At 71.4% G+C, this 18,797-nt stretch carries 19 protein-coding genes; 6 read left to right on the top strand and 13 right to left on the bottom strand.

Annotated elements, in window-relative coordinates; genetic code table 11:
* Nucleotides 1–152: 152 nt before the first annotated feature.
* The 3 genes from ACZ43N_RS19205 to ACZ43N_RS19215 are packed head-to-tail and all read right to left on the bottom strand — an operon-like array spanning nucleotide 153 to nucleotide 3,093.
* The gene (locus ACZ43N_RS19205) at nucleotides 153–1,898 is read right to left on the bottom strand and encodes a sodium/solute symporter (protein ID WP_468098815.1); all 1,746 of its coding nucleotides are present in this window, start codon (nucleotides 1,896–1,898) and stop codon (nucleotides 153–155) included.
* A gap of 34 nt (nucleotides 1,899–1,932) precedes the next feature.
* Complete coding sequence (locus ACZ43N_RS19210; protein WP_468098816.1) at nucleotides 1,933–2,328, bottom strand: hypothetical protein; 396 nt, start codon at nucleotides 2,326–2,328, stop codon at nucleotides 1,933–1,935.
* A gap of 9 nt (nucleotides 2,329–2,337) precedes the next feature.
* A complete protein-coding gene (locus ACZ43N_RS19215) occupies nucleotides 2,338–3,093 on the bottom strand; it encodes a LytR/AlgR family response regulator transcription factor (protein ID WP_468098818.1) in 756 nt (251 codons plus the stop codon).
* A 102-nt stretch (nucleotides 3,094–3,195) separates the two neighbouring features.
* On the opposite strand from ACZ43N_RS19215, the gene ACZ43N_RS19220 reads away from it, so the two are divergent.
* From ACZ43N_RS19220 to rocD, 3 genes are all read left to right on the top strand, one after another.
* Nucleotides 3,196–3,687: an Lrp/AsnC family transcriptional regulator gene (locus ACZ43N_RS19220; RefSeq protein ID WP_468098819.1), complete on the top strand. Its 492-nt coding sequence runs from the start codon at nucleotides 3,196–3,198 to the stop codon at nucleotides 3,685–3,687.
* 122 nt (nucleotides 3,688–3,809) lie between these two features.
* On the top strand, nucleotides 3,810–4,631 hold the full coding sequence (ddaH, locus tag ACZ43N_RS19225; protein WP_468098821.1) for a dimethylargininase: 822 nt from the start codon (nucleotides 3,810–3,812) through the stop codon (nucleotides 4,629–4,631).
* A gap of 70 nt (nucleotides 4,632–4,701) precedes the next feature.
* A complete protein-coding gene (rocD, locus tag ACZ43N_RS19230) occupies nucleotides 4,702–5,928 on the top strand; it encodes an ornithine--oxo-acid transaminase (protein WP_468098822.1) in 1,227 nt (408 codons plus the stop codon).
* A 265-nt stretch (nucleotides 5,929–6,193) separates the two neighbouring features.
* Here rocD and ACZ43N_RS19235 read toward each other — a convergent pair whose 3' ends face one another.
* Nucleotides 6,194–6,907, bottom strand: a complete 714-nt coding sequence (locus tag ACZ43N_RS19235; protein WP_468098824.1) for an SDR family NAD(P)-dependent oxidoreductase — start codon at nucleotides 6,905–6,907, stop codon at nucleotides 6,194–6,196.
* Between the two features lie 365 nt (nucleotides 6,908–7,272).
* Here ACZ43N_RS19235 and ACZ43N_RS19240 point away from each other — a divergent pair, with 365 nt between their 5' ends.
* Nucleotides 7,273–8,004 carry a lysophospholipid acyltransferase family protein gene (locus ACZ43N_RS19240; RefSeq protein ID WP_468098826.1) on the top strand — a complete coding sequence of 244 codons (732 nt, stop codon included), beginning with the start codon at nucleotides 7,273–7,275 and terminating at the stop codon, nucleotides 8,002–8,004.
* A gap of 267 nt (nucleotides 8,005–8,271) precedes the next feature.
* Nucleotides 8,272–9,309, top strand: coding sequence for an NAD-dependent epimerase/dehydratase family protein (locus ACZ43N_RS19245; RefSeq protein WP_468098828.1), 1,038 nt, complete (start codon nucleotides 8,272–8,274; stop codon nucleotides 9,307–9,309).
* Nucleotides 9,310–9,364: 55 nt separating this feature from the next.
* On the opposite strand, the gene ACZ43N_RS19250 is transcribed toward ACZ43N_RS19245, so the two are convergent.
* The 8 genes from ACZ43N_RS19250 to ACZ43N_RS19285 all read right to left on the bottom strand — a co-directional run bounded on the left by ACZ43N_RS19250 (nucleotide 9,365) and on the right by ACZ43N_RS19285 (nucleotide 16,762).
* Nucleotides 9,365–10,954 (bottom strand): alpha/beta hydrolase, encoded by a 1,590-nt coding sequence (locus tag ACZ43N_RS19250; RefSeq protein ID WP_468098830.1) that lies wholly within the window; start codon nucleotides 10,952–10,954, stop codon nucleotides 9,365–9,367.
* A gap of 152 nt (nucleotides 10,955–11,106) precedes the next feature.
* A complete protein-coding gene (locus tag ACZ43N_RS19255) occupies nucleotides 11,107–11,907 on the bottom strand; it encodes an urease accessory protein UreD (RefSeq protein ID WP_468098832.1) in 801 nt (266 codons plus the stop codon).
* Nucleotides 11,908–11,945: 38 nt separating this feature from the next.
* Nucleotides 11,946–12,629: an urease accessory protein UreG gene (gene ureG / locus ACZ43N_RS19260; RefSeq protein ID WP_468098834.1), complete on the bottom strand. Its 684-nt coding sequence runs from the start codon at nucleotides 12,627–12,629 to the stop codon at nucleotides 11,946–11,948.
* A 270-nt stretch (nucleotides 12,630–12,899) separates the two neighbouring features.
* Nucleotides 12,900–13,574: an urease accessory protein UreF gene (locus ACZ43N_RS19265; protein ID WP_468098836.1), complete on the bottom strand. Its 675-nt coding sequence runs from the start codon at nucleotides 13,572–13,574 to the stop codon at nucleotides 12,900–12,902.
* Nucleotides 13,574–15,295 (bottom strand): urease subunit alpha, encoded by a 1,722-nt coding sequence (locus ACZ43N_RS19270; RefSeq protein ID WP_468098838.1) that lies wholly within the window; start codon nucleotides 15,293–15,295, stop codon nucleotides 13,574–13,576. Before ACZ43N_RS19270 ends, ACZ43N_RS19265 begins: the two co-directional genes overlap by 1 nt.
* Complete coding sequence (locus tag ACZ43N_RS19275) at nucleotides 15,288–15,599, bottom strand: urease subunit beta (protein WP_055542776.1); 312 nt, start codon at nucleotides 15,597–15,599, stop codon at nucleotides 15,288–15,290. The genes ACZ43N_RS19270 and ACZ43N_RS19275 overlap by 8 nt, the downstream gene beginning before the upstream one ends.
* Before the next feature lie 10 nt (nucleotides 15,600–15,609).
* Nucleotides 15,610–15,912, bottom strand: a complete 303-nt coding sequence (locus ACZ43N_RS19280) for an urease subunit gamma (RefSeq protein ID WP_468098840.1) — start codon at nucleotides 15,910–15,912, stop codon at nucleotides 15,610–15,612.
* Between the two features lie 220 nt (nucleotides 15,913–16,132).
* Nucleotides 16,133–16,762 carry a TetR/AcrR family transcriptional regulator gene (locus ACZ43N_RS19285; protein ID WP_468098842.1) on the bottom strand — a complete coding sequence of 210 codons (630 nt, stop codon included), beginning with the start codon at nucleotides 16,760–16,762 and terminating at the stop codon, nucleotides 16,133–16,135.
* A 177-nt stretch (nucleotides 16,763–16,939) separates the two neighbouring features.
* Here ACZ43N_RS19285 and ACZ43N_RS19290 point away from each other — a divergent pair, with 177 nt between their 5' ends.
* Nucleotides 16,940–18,001: an ABC transporter permease gene (locus ACZ43N_RS19290; RefSeq protein ID WP_468098843.1), complete on the top strand. Its 1,062-nt coding sequence runs from the start codon at nucleotides 16,940–16,942 to the stop codon at nucleotides 17,999–18,001.
* A 314-nt stretch (nucleotides 18,002–18,315) separates the two neighbouring features.
* Here ACZ43N_RS19290 and ACZ43N_RS19295 read toward each other — a convergent pair whose 3' ends face one another.
* On the bottom strand, nucleotides 18,316–18,594 hold the full coding sequence (locus ACZ43N_RS19295; protein ID WP_468098845.1) for a type II toxin-antitoxin system Phd/YefM family antitoxin: 279 nt from the start codon (nucleotides 18,592–18,594) through the stop codon (nucleotides 18,316–18,318).
* Nucleotides 18,595–18,797: the final 203 nt, after the last annotated feature.

Genomic DNA, 18,797 nt, shown 5'->3' on the forward strand with positions numbered 1-18,797 from the left:
CACCTCCCGCATCTGGTACACCACTCGCCACCCGCGAGTTCCCGTCCACCCGCCGGTCACCGGTTCCCGTCCGGCCGCCGGCACCGCGCTCCCCCGTGGTCCGGTGCCTGCGGAACTCCCCACCGCAGGCGTCGGCCCCGTCGGTTCCCCGCTCACCTCCGCCACAGTTCGATCTCCTTCGAGACCGCTCCGGGCTGGCCGCCGACCAGTTCCTCCGGTAGGTGGAAGCGGGCCAGGATCGACGGTGTCCCGGCCGGGACCCTGCTCGGAGTGGCCAGCGAGACCAGGACCATCGTCAGGAAGCCGAGCGGGACCGACCAGAGGGCGGGCCAGGCGAGGAGGGCGTGGAAGGTGCCGGTGCCCGGGTAACCGGCCATGGTCGCCGCGACCGACAGCAGTGCCGCGCCGCCGCCGGCGAGCATGCCCGCGGCGGCGCCCGGCGGGGTCAGGCGCCGCCACCAGATGCCGAGGACGAGCAGCGGGCAGAAGGACGAGGCGGACACGGCGAAGGCCAGGCCGACCGCGTCCGCGACCGGCAGTCCGCCCACCAGGACGCTCGCCGCGAGCGGTACCGCCATGGCCAGGACCGTGCCGAGCCGGAAGTGCCGTACCCCGCGCGCGGGCAGGACGTCCTGGGTGAGGACGCCGGCGACGGCCATGGTGAGGCCGGACGCGGTGGACAGGAACGCCGCGAACGCCCCGCCCGCAACCAGCGCGCCGAGCAGATCGCCACCGAGACCGCCGATCATGCGGTCCGGCAGGAGCAGTACGGCCGCGTCGGCGTCGCCGGTGAGGGTGAGCTCGGGGGCGTAGAGCCGGCCGAGGGCTCCGTAGACCGGCGGGAGCAGATAGAAGGCGCCGATGAGGCCGAGGACGACGACCGTGGTGCGGCGGGCGGCGACGCCGTGCGGGCTGGTGTAGAAGCGGACGACGACATGGGGCAGGCCCATCGTGCCGAGGAAGGTGGCGAGGATCAGCCCATAGGTGGCGTAGAGGGGACGCTCCTCTCGGCCCTCGGCGAGGGAGGTGGACATACCGCCGTTGCTGCCGCGGTCCGCCACGGGCACGGTGTCGCCCTCGGTGAAGGTCAGCCGGGTGTCCCGCTCGACACGGTGGGTGCCGGTGGACAGGTCGACTCGTCTGCCGTCATGGCGTCGGCCGTCGATCGTGCCGGACACCGTGACGGTCAGCGGCTCGGCGAGCTTCAGGTCGAGGGTCTCGTCGACGCGGACGACTCGCTGCTCGCGGAAGGACGCCGGTTCGTCGAAGGCGTGACGGGGCCCGCCGTCGCCCTGCCAGGCGAGGACGAGGAAGAGGGCGGGGACCAGCAGGGCGGTGAGTTTGAGCCAGTACTGGAAAGCCTGTACGAAGGTGATGCTGCGCATGCCGCCGGCGGCGACGGTGGCGGAGACGACGACGGCCACGATGACCCCGCCGAGCCACTGGGGCGCGTCGGTCAGCACGTTCAAGGTCAGTCCGGCGCCCTGCAGTTGGGGCAGGAGGTAGAGCCAGCCGACGCCGACGACGAAGGCGCCCGCGAGCCGCCGTACCGTCTTGGAGGCGAGCCGGGCCTCCGCGAAGTCGGGCAGGGTGTAGGCGCCCGAGCGGCGCAGCGGGGCGGCGACGAACAGCAGCAGCACGAGATATCCGGCGGCGTAGCCGACCGGATACCACAGCATGTCGGGGCCCTGGACGAGGACGAGCCCCGCGATGCCGAGGAAGGAGGCGGCGGACAGGTACTCGCCGCTGATCGCCGCCGCGTTGAGGCGGGGGCCGACGGTGCGGGAGGCGACGTAGAAGTCCGAGGTCGTACGGGATATGCGCAGGCCGAACGCGCCGACGAAGACGGTCGCCACGACGACCAGGGCGACCGCGGGGACGGCGTAGTTCTCGTTCATGCTGTGCTTCCGGTCGGCTCGTGCACGGTGGGTCTCAGCGGTCCTCGACGAGGCGTACGAGGTCCTGTTCGTTGCGTTCGGCGCGCCGCACGTGCCAGCGGGCGAGGAGGACCAGCGGAGGGTAGATGCCGAAGCCGAGAACGGCCCACTCCAGGCCGGCGCCGTCCGGTACGGCGGCGAAGACCAGGGGCAGCGGGGCCACCAGCAGGACGAGGACGGCGAAGACCACGAGGGCCGCGCGGAGTTGGCTGCGCATGAGGGAGCGGACGTAGGTGTGCCCGAGGGTGGTCTGTTCGTCGATCTCGGTGCGCGGGCGGTGGTGGCGGGACCGTTGCGGGTACCTTCCGCCGGGGCGCAGCCGGGAGCCCGGGAGGGTGCGGCGGGGCACGCCGGTGACGACGACGCGTCGTTCGTTCGGGTCCTGGGGCATGCCGTCTCCTCAGCCGGTGGTCCGGCGCATCAGCAGATCGCGCAGTTCGCGGGCGTGGCGGCGACTGACCTGGAGTTCCACCGAGCCGACGAGGACGCTGACCGTGCCCGCGTCGAGGCGGAGCTCGCCGATGTGGCGCAGGGCGACGAGATGGCGGCGATGGATGCGGACGAAGCCGCGGGCGCGCCAGCGTTCCTCGAGGGTGGAGAGCGGGATGCGGACGAGGTGACTGCCCTGCGAGGTGTGCAGACGGGCGTAGTCGCCCTGGGCCTCGACATGGGTGATGTCGTCGACGGCGACGAAGCGGGTCACTCCGCCGAGCTCGACGGGTATCTGGTCGGGGTCGGGTTCGTGGACCGGTATCGCCGGGGCGGTGCCGCGGAGCTGGGCGGCTCGGCGTATCGCCTCGGCGAGCCGTTCGCGGCGGACGGGCTTGAGGACGTAGTCGACGGCCTTGAGGTCGAAGGCCTGCACCGCGAAGCCCTCGTGCGCGGTGACGAAGACGACGAGCGGGGGCCGGGCGAAGCCGGTGAGGAGGCGGGCTAGGTCGAGGCCGTCGAGTCCGGCCATGTGGATGTCGAGGAAGACGACGTCGATGGCCTCGGGTCCGGCGGGGCCGGACTCCAGGGCTCGGTTGATCCGGCGCAGGGCCTCGGTGGCGTCGCTGGCGCCCTCGGCGCTGCTGATCCGCGGATCCGCGTTCAGCAGGTACAGCAGCTCCTCGAGGGAGGGTTTCTCGTCATCGACGGCGAGCGCGCGCAGCATGAACCCGGAGTGTAGGAGTAATTCGTACGCCTGCACATGTCCGCGCGCCGGAGGCCTTCCGAGGGCGCGCCGTGGGCGCCGGTCGCTGGATACAGTGCCCGCATGAACAGCAAGTCCGCGGCGTTCGACGAGCTCGATCGCAAGATCATCACGGCGTTGATGGCGAACGCGAGGACCAGCTTCGCCGAGATCGGCTCCGCCATCGGTCTTTCGGCCACCGCGGTCAAGCGGCGGGTGGACCGGCTGCGGGAGACCGGGGTGATCACGGGGTTCACGGCCACGGTGAAGCCGGCGGCGCTGGGGTGGCGCACGGAGGCGTACGTGGAGGTGTACTGCGAAGGCGCGGCGCCGCCCCGGCGGCTGGCGGAGGTGGTGCGCAACCATCCGGAGATCACGGCGGCGATGACGGTGACCGGCGGCGCGGACGCGCTGCTGCATGTGCGGGCCGTCGATGTGGAGCACTTCGAGGAGGTTCTGGAGCGGATCCGCACCGAGCCGTTCATCCGGAAGACGATCAGTTACATGGTGCTGTCGCATCTGCTGCCCGAGGCTCCGGAGGCCGCCGCCACCCATGACGCACCGAACGTGCACTGAGCAGGCTCAACACGCAGCATCACTGCGTGAGCACGCAGCGCTCATCGCTTGTCGGGCGTCTGCCCCGATTCCTACCGTGGTGTCATCCCCAGCCGACACCGCAGGAAGCGGAGAGACCCTCTGTGCCCGACAGCCGTGTGCCGCGCCTTCGGCGCTTTCTCGTCTGCGAACCCAGACACTTCGCCGTGCAGTACTCGATCAATCCCTGGATGCATCCGGACACCCCCGTGGACGTCGACCTGGCCCAGGAGCAGTGGCAGGCGCTGATCCGCGCCTACCGGGACCACGGCCACACCGTGGAGACCGTGGAGCCGGTGGCGACGCTGCCCGACATGGTCTTCGCGGCCAACTGCGCGCTCGTCCTCGGCGGCCGTGTCCTCGGCTCGCTGTTCCACTCGCCCGAGAGGCGCCCGGAGTCCCTCGCGTACGAGGCCTGGTTCGAGAGGGCGGGGTACGAGGTGCACCGGGCCGAGTCGGTGTGCGAGGGGGAGGGCGACCTGGTGCCGACCGGCCGCTACCTCCTCGCCGGGACCGGTTTCCGTACCACTCGTGAGGCCCACCGCCAGGCGCAGGAGTTCTTCGGCGTGCCGGTGATCAGCCTCCAGCTGGTGGACCCGCGCTTCTACCACCTGGACACCGCCCTGTTCGTCCTGGACGACGGGGAGGGCGGCAACATCGCGTACTACCCGGAGGCGTTCTCCCCCGGCAGCCGCGCGGTCCTCGCCCGGCTGTACCCGGACGCGGTGATCGCCACTCGTGAGGACGCGCTGGCCTTCGGTCTGAACTCGGTGTCCGACGGCCGCCATGTCTTCATCTCGTCCCGCGCCAAGGAACTCGCCGACCAGCTCGACCGGCAGGGCTATGTGCCCGTCCCCCTCGATCTGTCGGAGTTCCGGAAGGCGGGCGGCGGCATCAAGTGCTGCACACAGGAGCTCCGGCCATGAAGCTGGAGACCCGGCCCCCCATCCACCGCCAGCCGCAGGCGCTTCGCCCCATGACCCAGGAGGCCCGCTCATGACCGCCCCCGTCCGTACGCGTTCGTCGGCCGACCTCATCCGTGCCGAGGAGCCGGTCCTCGCGCACAACTACCATCCGCTGCCCGTGGTCGTCGCCCGCGCCGAGGGCACCTGGGTCGAGGACGTGGAGGGCCGCCGCTATCTGGACATGCTGGCCGGTTACTCCGCCCTCAACTTCGGTCACCGCCATCCGGCGCTGATCGAGGCCGCGCACCGCCAGCTGGACACGCTGACGCTGACCTCGCGGGCCTTCCACAACGACCGGCTCGCGGAGTTCGCGGAGTCCCTGGCCGAGCTGACGGGCCTGGACATGGTGCTGCCGATGAACACGGGCGCCGAGGCCGTGGAGAGCGGGATCAAGGTGGCCCGCAAGTGGGCGTACGAGGTGAAGGGCGTCCCCGCCGACCGGGCGACGATCGTGGTGGCCGCGGGCAACTTCCACGGCCGTACGACGACGATCGTCAGCTTCTCCACCGATCCGGAGGCACGCGACGGCTTCGGGCCGTTCACCCCTGGGTTCCGGATCGTGCCGTACAACGACCTGGCCGCACTGGAGGCGGCCGTCGACGAGACGACGGCGGCCGTGCTGATCGAGCCCATCCAGGGTGAGGCGGGCGTGCTCATCCCGGACGAGGGCTATCTGCGCGGGGTGCGGGAGGTGACCCGGCGTGCCGGGTGCCTGTTCATCGCGGACGAGATCCAGTCGGGCCTGGGCCGTACCGGCCGTACGCTCGCGGTCGAGCACGAGGACGTGGTACCCGACGCCGTGCTGCTCGGCAAGGCGCTCGGCGGTGGCATCGTGCCCGTGTCGGCGGTGGTGGCGCGCCGGGAGGTGCTGTCCGTCCTGAAGCCGGGCGAGCACGGATCGACGTTCGGCGGCAATCCGCTGGCGGCGGCGGTGGGCTCGGCGGTGGTCGAGCTGCTGCGGACCGGGGAATTCCAGCAGCGGGCGGCCGAGCTGGGCCTCGTCCTGCGGGACGGGCTGACGGCGCTGGTCGGCCGGGGCGTGGTCGGCTTCCGGGCGCGCGGCCTGTGGGCGGGCGTCGACGTCGACCCGGTGATCGGCACCGGCCGCGAGATCAGCCAACGGCTCATGGGTCGCGGGATCCTCGTCAAGGACACCCATGGCTCCACGATCCGCCTGGCGCCGCCGCTGACGATCACGGCCGCGGAACTCCGCTCGGCGCTGGAGACGTTGGGGGAGGTTCTGCGGGAGGGCTCCTGATCCCGGTCCTCCCGTCGGCCGAGGTGAAGACGACACCCTTGGGGGAACGGCTGCGGACAGCCGCTCCCCCAAGGGGGAGCGGCTCCCGGTCGTGCTGCCGGTTCGGCGAACTGGTTTGTCCTCATCCCGGGGCCTCCACGCGATCCTGCGACCTCGAACCTCACCCGTCCCCCGGCCCTCCGTCGGCCGTCACGCTCCTTGAGGGTTCCGTGCCGCCGGCGCGTGGGGCCGCATCGGCCGTCGCTCGATAGTGGGTGTCCCGCCGTCAGTCGAGCGGGACGCCCGTGTGGCTCTCCAGGGTCCGGATCAGGCGGGCCTGGAACTCCTCGTCCCGTGCCGCGCGGTGCGGTGTCTGCGTACGCCGGTGGTACCAGTAGCCGCCGGTGACCGGGGTGACGTCGGGGTGGGTGGCGAGCCAGACCTGCGTCCGGTGACCGGCGGCCAGGTCGTCCGAGGCCGCGGGACCGCCCATGCGGGTGGGGACCCAGCCGGGGTCGACCGCGTGGCTGGAGGTTGCCTCCCAGCGGGTCGCGCAGGCCAGGGCGAGGGCGGTCACCCACAGCTTGGTGTCGTCGTAGGACGCCGTGCCCGCGGTCAGCCGACCCAGATCGGTGGAGCCCGTCAGGTGCATGGAGCTGCTGAGGTAGATCAGCCTGGCCGGTTTCTCCATCAGGGCCGTCAGCAGATACGGCGCGACGATGTTGACGGCGATCTCGTCGGGGGAATCCAGAACACCGGCGTTGTGGATGACGGCGTCGAAACGGCCGAACCCGGCGGCCTGACGGGCGACGGACCGGACCTCGTCCGGGTCGGCGAGATCCCCGGTGACGACGCCCTTCCACCGTCCGCCGCCGTCCGGGTCGGCGAGCCGGGACGAGGCACGGGCATGCACCACCACGTCGTGCCCTTCCTCGGCCAAGGCGTCCGCCGCGTTGCGCCCGAGCCCGCCGGCCGCCCCGGTCACCAGTACCCACGCCATGTCGGTTCCCCTCGCGTCGAGCCACATCGACCCTACGCCGGGCGCTCCGCCGGTGGGATGTACACCGGTACGCCCTCCCGCACGCCGGCCATGCCCGGCTGATCGTCTTTGCCTTTTGTGGCAGGTCGGGGCCCTCCTTACCGCCGGAACATCGGGCTACGATCAATCCTCGGCACCGCAGGACGAGGCTCACCGGCGCGCAAGCGCCTGACGCAACGTCAGTACAGTCAGCGAGGAGTCGGTATGAGTCCGATCGGACCTGCCCTCACATGGCCACACCCTCAGCACGGTCGCGTCCGCGGATGTGTGCTGTGACCTGGTGGAACACGTCCATAAAGCCGATCCGGTAGAGCGAAGGGGACGCCGTGTTCTATTACCTGCTCAAATTTGTGCTTCTGGGTCCGCTGCTGCGACTGGTCTTCCGGCCTCGCATCGAGGGCCTCGAACACGTGCCGTCGTCGGGTGCGGCCATCGTCGCGGGGAACCACCTGTCCTTCTCGGATCACTTCCTGATGCCCGCCGTCCTCAAGCGGCGCATCACCTTCCTGGCGAAGGCCGAGTACTTCACCGGGCCGGGCATCAAGGGCCGGCTGACGGCGTTCTTCTTCCGCAGCGCGGGACAGATCCCCGTCGACCGCTCCGGCAAGGAGGCCGGTCAGGCCGCGATCCGTGAGGGGCTCGGAGTGCTCGCCAAGGACGAGCTCCTCGGTATCTACCCGGAGGGCACGCGCTCGCACGACGGCCGCCTCTACAAGGGCAAGGTCGGCGTGGCGGTGATGGCGCTGAAGGCCCGGGTGCCCGTGATCCCGTGCGCGATGATCGGTACCTTCGAGGCTCAGCCGCCGGGCAAGGTCATCCCGAACATCCACCCCGTCGTGATCCGCTTCGGCAAGCCGCTCGACTTCTCCCGCTACGAGGGCATGGAGAACGAGAAGGCCGTCCTGCGCGCCATCACCGACGAGATCATGTACGCGATCCTCTCGCTCTCCGAGCAGGAGTACGTCGACCAGTACGCGGCCGTCGTGAAGGCCCAGGAGGCCGAGGCCGCGGCGAATGAGCGGAAGGAACGCAAGTTCCCGCGTCTGCCGCTGAGTTGACGCGGGCGGCGCCGAGAACGACGGCAGGCCGGGGCGGACGTCGGTGCTGCTACGTCACCGCGTCCCCCCTGCCCCGCCCCGTCCCACGCCTCAGGCCACCCGCCTCGGGACCTGGTCCCTTGGGCCCTGCCGAAGGCCCCACATCATCCCCGACTCGCCCGTCCCGCACCACTGTCACTCCCCGTCCGGCAGCCAGCGGCCGGCGGCCGGGCTCTGCCCGCAGCAGAGCACCCTCCCGCGGGAGCACCGGAACCGTACGGTCGGAGCATGAGACGCGCTGTGGTGATCGGAGCGACGGGACAGATCGGGCGTGCGGCCGTGGGCGCACTGGCGAGGGACGGCTGGGAGGTGACGGCCCTGTCGCGGGGAGGCGGCCGGGACGACGGCTGGCCCGAGGAGGTACGGGTCGGCCGCGTGGACCGCGAGGACGACACGGCGCTGGCGGCCGCGATCGGCGACGGCTGCGACGTCGTGGTGGACATGGTCGCCTACGGCGCCGAGCACGCACGGCAGTTGACCGCCCTGGCCGACCGGATCGGCGCGGCCGTCGTCATCTCCAGTGTGTCGGTGTACGAGGACGACAGGGGCCGCAGCTTCGACACCCAGGCCGAGCCGGACGGCTTCCCCGAATACCCCCTGCCCCTCACCGAGGACCAGCGCACCGTCCTGCCCGGCGAGACCTCGTACAGCACCCGCAAGGCGGGCCTCGAACGGGAACTCCTCGCCGCCGGCGACCGGTTGCCGACGACGCTGCTGCGCGCGGGCGCCATCCACGGGCCGCACTGCCGTACGCCCCGCGAGCTGTACTTCGTGAAGCGCAACCTCGACCGGCGGCCCCGTCGGATCCTCTCGTACGGCGGGCGGAGCCGCTTCCATCCGGCGAGCGTCGTCAACATCGCCGAACTGGTCCGGCTGGCCGCCGCCCGGCCGGGCTCACGGGCGCTCAACGCGGTCGACCCCGACGCGCCCGCGGTCAGGGAGATCGCCGCCGCGATCGACGCCGTCATGGGCGTCGAGACGGAGGACGTGCTCGTCGACGGCCCCGCCCCGTCGCCCACGGTGGGCGGCACACCGTGGTCCGTGCCGGCGGACGTGGTGTGCGACATGTCAGCGGCCGAGCGGGAGTTGGGCTACCGCCCGGTGGCCCGGTACGCACAGACCCTGCCGGAGACGGTCGCGTGGATCGAGAGCCGGCTGGCGGGCGGCCGGGACTGGCGGGAGGCGTACCCGAAGATGCCCACGGCGTACGGGGACCTCTTCGACTACACGGCGGAGGACGCCTGGCTGGCGGAGCGGCAGGGGTGAGCACATGAGTGAGGGGCGACCGGTCGATCCCGGTCGCCCCTCACTCATCAGTGCCCTACGGCGCAGGCGTGGCGTGCGGGGCGCACTTCACGTCGGCCTTGCCCACCTTGCCGGTGAGCAGGTAGGTGTCCACGCGCTCGTTGACGCACGCGTTGACCAGGCCGGTGACTCCGTGGGAGCCGGCCTTCGTCTCCGTGATCAGGCGGGAGCCCGTGAATCGCTTGTGCAGTTCGACGGCACCCTCGTACGGGGTGGCCGCGTCACGCTCGGACTGGACGATCAGGACGGGCGGCAGACCCTTCTTGGTCTTGACCTCGACCGGCGTGTGCTGCTTCGACGGCCAGGTGGCGCACGGCAGGTTCATCCAGGCATTGGCCCAGGTCATGAACGGGTAGTTCTTGTGCAGCCGGGTGTTGTCGCGGTCCCACGTCTTCCAGTTGGTGGGCCACTTGGCGTCGGTGCACTCGACCGCGGTGTAGACGGCGTTGCCGTTCTCCGACGCGGCGTTGCCGGCGGTGTCGCTGAGGTCCGGGGCGGCCGCGTCGACCAGCGCCTGGGTGTCGCCGGCGGCGTACTTGCTCCACACCTGAGCGGTGGGCGCCCACGCGGAGTCGTAGTACGGGGCGCTCTGGAAGAAGGAGATCAGCTCGGCCGGGCCGACGAGCCCGCCGATCGGGTTCTTCTTCGCGGTGGCGCGCAGCTCCAGCCACTTCGCCTGCACCTCGGCCCGGGTGTCACCGAGGTGGTACGTCGCGTCGTTCTTCGCGACCCACTTCGTCCAGTCCTTCCAGCGGCCCTCGAACGCGACGTCCTGGTCCAGGTTGGCCTGGTACCAGATCTTCTCGCGCGAGGGGTTCACCACGCTGTCGACGACGAGACGGCGCACATGGGTCGGGAAGAGGGTGCCGTAGACCGCGCCGAGGTAGGTGCCGTACGAGACGCCGAGGAAGTTGAGCTTCTTCTCCCCGAGGGCGGCCCGGATGACGTCCAGGTCACGCGCGGTGTTCGCCGTGGTCATGTGCGGCAGCATCGCGCCGCTGCGCTTCTTGCAGCCGTCCGCGTACGCGGCGGCGAGCCCCCGCTGCTTGAGCTTGTCGGCCTCGGAGTCGGGCACCGGGTCCATCTTGGGCGCCTTCACGAACTCCTGCGGGTCGATGCAGGAGATGGGTGCCGACTTGCCGACACCGCGCGGGTCGAAGCCCACGAAGTCGTACGCCTTGGAGACGTTGACCCACAGCGGGTTCTTGGTGGTGACCCGGCGCGGGAAGCGCAGACCCGAGCCGCCCGGGCCGCCCGGGTTGTAGACGAGGGCGCCCTGGCGCTCCTCCTTCGTGCCCGTGTTGCCGATCCGGTCGACGGCGAGCTTGATCTGCTTGCCGTTCGGCTTGGCGTAGTCCAGCGGCACGGTGACCCAGCCGCACTGGATGGGCTTCTCCAGGCCCCATGCCTCGGGGCAGTCCTGCCATGTGACGCCCTTCTTCGCCGCCTTGGCGGCGGCGATGGCGACACCCTTGGCCTCCGGGCCCTTGCCACCGCCGGTGTCCGCGGCGTTGGCCACGGGGGCGGTGACGGCGCCGGCTATCAGGGTCGCCGTGACGAGCAGTCCGGCGGAGCCGAACGCTGCCGCCCTTCTCGTCGGCCTCATACCTCTCAAGAGGGAACTCCCCGTACATCGTTGCGAAGTGTCGAATGGTCACGGGGATCCTCGTGCCTGCGAGGTGTCCGGGAACAGAGGGTCGGAACGTTCTTTACTAATCCGATAACCGGTGAGGAACGTTCCGTTGAGCGGGACGGCGGTCAGCCGCCGAGGCAGGCCAGCGCCTCGTCCAGCAGTCGCCGCAGCCGCAGCGCATCGGGCGCCAGTGCACTGACGAGCACGGCGGGCCCGGCCAGCGGAGTGAGCGCGGCAGACTCCCCCAGCACCCGGGGTTGCGGCACCTTCTCGGCGAACTCCGGTCGTACGACGACGAGTTGCCCCAGCGCACGGTAACCGCCCAGCACGGCGGGGCCGTCCCACCCGCCCGGCGCGCCCGGCCCGCAGGACACCTTCTGGTCGAGCAGCGCCCGCCCGTCCAGCCGCACGGTGAGCCGACTACTCAACCGCCCCGGCTCCTCGCCGACCCGCCCGAGCACCTGTTCCTCCCGGAACACGAGCCGGGCACCGGGCGCCAGGTCCAGTGAGGTCGACACATGGAGGTCGCTCCCCGCGGCCGAGATCAACTGCTCAGGCATCCAGCGCAGTTCGCCTCCGGCGGCGACACGGACCCGTACGTCGTAGCGGGCCTCGTCCTTGCCCTGTCCCGGCAGCGCGATGGTCGCCGCGGCGGACCCCAGGTACAGGCGGGACCCCTCCCCGACCTCCGCCTCCACGGCGAGACGGTCACCGCCGAGCGGACCGCTCATGGCCCCGACCAGCATGACCCGGGCCTCGTCACCGATCCCCCGGGTGCGTCGCAGCGCGAGCGGCCCATGACTCTCCAGCACCGGCAGGGCGGTAGCGCCGCGTCCGTCGGCACGGGCGGCGATCCGCGCGGTGGCGCGGACACCGGTCGTACTCATGGCGGGCGTACCGGGGGGCCCCGCGTCCTGCGACGTCATGGCGCCGGCACCTCGCGTGCCGACGCCTCCCGCCGCCGTCATGCCGTCCACGCCGCGAGCCGCTCACGCACCCAGGCGGCGACGTCGGTGACGCCGGCCTCGCTCCTGAGCGACTGGAACACCACCGGGAGTTCGGCGCGCTGCGCCTTGGCGTCGGCGGCCATCCGGTCGAGGTCGGACCCGACGTACGGCGCGAGGTCCGTCTTGTTGACCACGAGCAGATCTGCGGTGGTGACACCGGGGCCGCCCTTGCGGGGGATGTCGTCCCCGCCGGCCACGTCGATCACGAAGATCTGCGCGTCGACGAGCCCCTTGGAGAACGTCGCGGTGAGGTTGTCCCCGCCGGACTCCACGAGGACGAGATCGAGCGGTCCGACTTCGTCCTCCAGATCCTCGACCGCTTCCAGGTTGGCCGAGATGTCGTCCCGGATGGCCGTGTGCGGGCACGCGCCCGTCTCCACGGCCGTGATCCGCTCGGGCGGCAACACGGCCTCCCGCAGCAGGAATTCGGCGTCCTCCCGCGTGTAGATGTCGTTCGTCACGACGGCCAGGGACAGCTCGTCCCGCAGCACACGGCACAGCGCCGCCACGGTGGCCGTCTTCCCGGACCCCACGGGCCCGCCCAGGCCGATCCGCAGCGCGCGGCGACGACCGTCGGGCCGGTACGCGTCCGCGCTCACCGCGGAGGGACCAGCGTGGAGGTGGTCATGGTCGAGATGCATGAAGCGGCTCCTTGATGTTGTGGTGTGTGGTGGGTCGCCGAAGAACGTGGGTGGTTGGGTTTGTCGGGCGACCGCGGGTCGTGGGTGGTTGCTCGCGCAGTTCCCCGCGCCCCTTAGAAGCCCCGGTTTTCAGGGGCGCGGGGAACTGCGCGACCGGCCACCGACACCCGCAGCCGCCCGGTGACAACACGCCCCCGAGCTCGAAGGCGGGAGTCGAAGGGGCGCAGCCCCTGGGACGGGACGGGTAGGGGCGGCGGGGGCGCACCCCTCCTACGAGGCGAACAACCGTACGGCCCAAGCCGCATGCGCCTCCGCCCCGATCTCCAGCAACGGCCCGGAGGCCGCCGGCAGCACATCCACCCCGCCATCGACCACCCCTCGCCCCGCCTCGACGGCCTCCCCCACCACGCGGTCCATCTCGGGAGCCAGCCGCGCCACCACCCCCGTCGCGTCGAACGGATCCAGGCTCAACAACCGCACGGTCGCGCTGGCCGGCCCGCTCACGCTCTCGTACACGGAGCAGTGCGCCGCGTCCTCGGGGCCGAGCCCGGCCGCCCGCGCCGCGACCCCCAACACCACCGGCTGATGCGCGCCCTTGGGAAACTCCCCTGCCAGCCGGTCCAGTTCCCCGGACGGCCAGGTAGCCCGGGCGGCCCGCATCAGCTGCCGCCCCAGTTTGCGCGAGGCGACCCGCAGGGCGAGGGACGGTGTCCGGGCGTCGGCCGCGGCGTCGAGCGCGACCGGGTCGACGCCGAGCGCGGCCGCCGCGGCCAGCGCCGCCGACACCAGCCCCACCGTGTGCAACCGCCCCCGGCAGAAGGCCTCCAGCCCCTCCGGTCCGCTGATCAGCCCGGCCTTGACGGCCGCCTCGGCCCCGCCGGAGTGCGCGTGCCCCCCGGCGGGAAAGCGGCCGTCGGCCAGTACGAGAAGAGTCGCCCTGGACATCAGAATAGGAAGTACCGCTGGGCCATGGGCAGTTCGGCGGCCGGTGTCGCCTCCACCAGCTCGCCGTCGATGTGCACGGCGAAGCTGTCCGGGTCGATACGCACCTCGGGCCGCGCGTCGTTCTCCCGCATGTCCGCCTTGGTGACCCCCCGCGTCGACTCGATCGCGACGAACTGCTTCCCGAGCGAGAGCCGCTCCGGCAGACCGTCCTCGAGGGCGAGCGGCGCCACGAAGTTGAACGAGTTGGCGGCCGGCGCCCGCCCGATCGCCCCGTACATCGGACGCGGGAGGATCGGCTGCGGCGTCGGGATGGACGCGTTGGCGTCGCCCATCTGCGCGTACGCGATCTGCCCGCCCTTGATCACGAGCTGCGGCTTGACCCCGAAGAACGCGGGCTCCCACACCACGAGGTCGGCGAGCTTGCCGCTCTCCACGGATCCGATCTCCCGGGCGAGGCCCTGCGCGAGCGCGGGATTGATCGTGTACTTGGCGACATAGCGACGTACGCGTCGGTTGTCGGCGCGGTCGTCACCGGGCAGCGCGCCCCGTCGTCGCTTCATCACGTGCGCGGTCTGCCAGGTGCGCAGGATGACCTCGCCGACCCGGCCCATGGCCTGGGAGTCGGAGGAGATGATCGAGATGGCACCCAGGTCGTGCAGGATGTCCTCGGCCCCGATGGTCGACGGCCGGATGCGGGACTCGGCGAACGCCAGGTCCTCCGGCACGGCGGCGTTGAGGTGGTGGCAGACCATCAGCATGTCGAGGTGTTCCTCGGCGGTGTTGACGGTGTAGGGCCGGGTCGGGTTGGTGGAGCTGGGCAGCACGTGCGGCTGGGAGACCACGGTCATGATGTCGGGCGCGTGCCCTCCGCCCGCGCCCTCGGTGTGGTAGGCGTGGATGCCCCGTCCGGCGATGGCCGCCAGGGTGTCGCCGACGAACCCGGCCTCGTTGAGGGTGTCCGTGTGGATGGCGACCTGGATGCCGGTCCGGTCGGCGACGGTCAGCGACGCGTCGATGACGGCGGGGGTCGAGCCCCAGTCCTCGTGCAGCTTCAACCCGAGCGCCCCGCCCCGGATCTGGGACAGCATCGCCTCGTGGGAGACGGTGTTGCCCTTGCCGAGGAAGCCGATGTTGAGCGGGTACTGCTCCATCGCCTCCAGCATCCGGGCGAGGTGCCAGGGGCCGGGGGTGACCGTGGTGGCCTTCGAGCCCTCGGCCGGTCCGGTGCCGCCGCCGACCAGGGTCGTCACGCCGGACGCCAGCGCCTCGTCGGCGATCTGCGGGCAGATGAAGTGGACGTGCGCGTCGATGGCGCCGGCGGTGACGATCCGCCCGTTGCCCGCGATGATCTCCGTCTCGGGGCCGATGACGAGGTCGGGGTGGACCCCGTCCATGGTGTCGGGGTTGCCCGCCTTGCCGATGCCGGTGATCCGGCCGTCGCGGATGCCGATGTCGGCCTTGACGACGCCCCAGTGGTCGATGATCACCGCGCCGGTGATGACCGTGTCCGGGGTGCCGTCTGCGCGCGTAGCGCGGGCCTGGCCCATGGATTCGCGGATGACCTTGCCACCGCCGAACACGGCCTCGTCGCCGGCGAGTCCGGGACCGCCGGAACGGTCCTCCTCGATCTCGACGAGCAGATCGGTGTCGGCGAGCCGGATGCGGTCACCGGTGGTCGGGCCGAACAGGTCGGCGTACGCGGCACGCGAGATCTCAGGCATCGAGGGCACCTCCGGTCTCCCCGCGCAGTCCGGGCACGACACGGGCGCCGGTGAGCGGGACGAGTTCGACGTCGACGGGGATCCCGGGCTCGAACCGTACGGCGGTGCCGGCGGCGACGTTCAGCCGCTTGCCGCGCGCGGCGGCACGGTCGAACTCCAGGCCGGGGTTGGCCTCGGCGAAGTGGTAGTGGGAGCCGACCTGGACGGGCCGGTCGGCGGCGTTGAGGACGGTCAGCCGGGTGACCTCACGGCCCTCGTTGTACACGATCGGGCCCTCGGCGAAGAGGATCTCTCCGGGAATCACGGCAGCCCCCTCAGACGATCGGGTCGTGGACGGTGACGAGCTTGGTGCCGTCCGGGAAGGTCGCCTCGACCTGGACGTCGTGGATCATTTCGGGGATGCCCTCCATCACGTCGTCGCGGGTGAGCAGCCTGCGTCCGGACGCCATGAGTTCGGCCACCGTACGGCCGTCCCGCGCGCCTTCCAGGATGTGCGCGGTGATCAGGGCGACGGCCTCGGGGTGGTTCAGCTTCAGGCCCCGGGCCCTGCGCCTCTCCGCCACGTCCGCCGCCACATGGATCAGCAGCCTCTCCTGCTCGTGCGGGGTCAGTTGCACGGCGTTCCACCTCACATCCTCGCTCCGGACCGTGCGGGGTCCGGTTGCCTCGCCACCGGGCGAAGTCGCAGGTGGCGTGGGCGCAGGCTAATTGGGCGGCGTTTCAACGACGTTAACCGACACGGGATCCACGCACGCCGGCCGCCATCAGATCGGGCGGCCGTGGCGAGTTCGCCTCGAGCAAGGCAGGCGCCCGGTTCAGGCGCGGGACGCGCCCGGCTCAGGTCCGGGCGTCCGGGTCCTCCATGCTCATCAGCGCCTTCAGCCCCAACTCGACCACTTGGACCGGGACGTCCCCGAAGAGCGCGTACTGGGCCGCGAACCCCTGGGCGAGCGCGATCAACGTCCGCGCCACGCTGAGCGCCGGGATGTCGGCCCGCATCATCCCCGCGTCCTGGTAGGCCTCGACGATCTCGATCCACGGCTGCCGGACCTTCGCGAAGCCGTCTTTCAGCACGTCCTGCAACTCCGGGTTGCGCAGGGTCTCGGCCCAGACCTGCAACATCAGCCGTGGGTAGAGGGACTCATGGGTCTCCCCCAGCGTCGGCTGCTTGCCGAGGATCCTCCGGATGACCATGCCGATCACGACGTCCGGGGACGGCAGGGGGCGCTGGGCCGCGGCCTGCTCGAAGGCACCCCGTAGTTCACCGACCACCTCGCCGACGATCGCGGAGATCAGCTCTTCCTTGCCGCTGAAGTAGCGGTAGACGGCCCCGGCGGAGAGGTTTGCCTCCTTCAGTACGTCCTGCATCGACGTGGCGTGGAACCCGTTGCGGGCGAAGCAGCGGGCCGCGGCGTTGATGATCTGGCGGCGGCGGGCGTCCAGACGCTCCTGCGATACACGAGGCATGCCATCAAACGTAAAACGAACGTTCCTTCTTGACAAGGTGCAGCTCCGCGAGCATGGTGAAAGCAAGAAAAACGAACGATCCTTCTTTTTAGTGGGGTGGGAGCCGCTGGAGTCCGGCCGACCAGGCCCCGTTCGCCACCGCTCCCCCACCCCACCCCATCGGTATGGAGGGAAACCATGTCCGCCACGTCCACCGCACCCACGGCGGCCGAGCCCACCGCCCCGGCTGCCCCCCAGGCGCACGCGATACCCCCGAGTCGCCGAATGGTCGCCGTCATCGTGCTGGTTCCGGTCATCGCGGCACTCGCGCTCTGGGCCTTCGCCTGGCCCAACGCCCGGATCGCACCCCGCGACCTGCCGCTCGGCGTGGCGGGACCGGCGACCGCCACCGCGCAGATCGAGCAGCGCCTGGAACAGCGGGAGGGTGCCTTCGAGGTCCACCGTTACGCCGACGAGGCCGCGGCACGGGACGCGATCGAGGATCGGACCGTATACGGCGCGGTCGTCGTCACCGAGGCGGGGCCGAAGCTGCTGACCGCCTCGGCGGCGAGCCCGATGGTCGCCCAGTTGCTCCAGCAGGCGGTGACCGAGCAGGCGGCGCGAGAGGGCGCCCGGGTGACGGTCACCGACGTGGTGGCGACACCGGCGGACGATCCGCGCGGGGCGGCCTTCGGTTCGAGTGTGCTGCCGCTGGCGCTGGCCGGTACCGCCTCCGGCGCGGTGGTCACGCTGCTCGGGCTGCGCGGGGCGCGTGCGGCCGGCGCACTGACCGGGGCCGCCGTCCTGGTCGGCCTCGCCGCCACCGCCCTCGCCCACAGCTGGCTGGGCGTGCTCACCGGCGACTGGTGGGCGGAGGCCGGCGTACTGAGCCTCACCACACTCGCCGTGGGCGCCACCGTGGCCGGCTTCGCCGCCCTGCTCGGCCGGGCGGGCATCGGCCTCGGCGCCCTGCTGATCGTGTTCCTCGGCAACCCCTTCTCGGGTGCCGCCTCGGCACCCCGGATGCTGCCCGAGCCGGCGGGGACGCTGGGTCAGTGGCTGCCGCCGGGCGCGGGCGCGACACTGCTGCGCTCGGTCTCGTTCTTCGACGGCGCCGCCGCCCTCAGCCCGGCGCTCATCCTGACCTGGTGGGCTGCGCTCGGCCTCGGCGCGGTCCTGCTGGGCCCCCTGCTCAAGCGGTCCGAGAAGCCCGCCGCACCCGACACCACACCGACTCCGGCTCCGGCGCCCGCGCACTGACCGAGAGCGGACCCACGGCCGGAGCCACATGAGAATCGGCCAACCGGACGGGTCGTGCGCCCCCGCTGTAGCGGACGGGGGCGCACGACCTTTCATGCCATGGCAGACGCAGGCCGACTGCGGCCTACGGTGCCTGGACTCCGCGGGTGAGCGGGGCGTGGTGCGTGCGGCTGCAAGGCGGAGGCGGGAGTCGACGCGATGGGCTTCCCGCCCCACGCGAGGCTGTTCGAGCGTGGGGGAGTCGGCGACTGACGGCAACGCGGCAGATGCGCGTCCCACGCCCCGCGGCACAGGCGTGATCCAGACGACCGGTCCTAGGAGGCGCCCGGCCCCCGGTGCTCCGCCGTGATGCCGAACCGCTGCTGGTCGCGGGGGGCCGACGCCACCTCACGGACGCCGGAGACCGCACTGATCACCGGCTCCTCCGCGGGGTCCTGGAGCGCTTCGAGCTGCTCCAGATCGGCGGCGGAGACCAGGGCGACGAGGGGCTTGCCGTGCCGCGTCACGACGACGCGTTCGCCGCCGTAGACCACTCGGTTGATCAGATCGGCGAGCTCAGCCCTGGCTTGCGTCACCGGAATCTCGTAGGCCATGGGGTCCAGCTTAAACCGGGTCCCCCCGCCTCCCCGGAGCAGAAGATCCCATTCCGCCCACGACGTTCCGTTCGTTCGTACGATCACGACCACCTCCAACAGGAGGCGCCCAGGACAGTCGAACGGGGAGATCATGTCCAGCGTTTCCAGACGCGCACCGCTCGGATGCACAGGGACGGCGGCGTGGGGGACGGCCCTGTTCA

It is taken from the genome of Streptomyces sp. NPDC030814, from assembly GCF_055572155.1.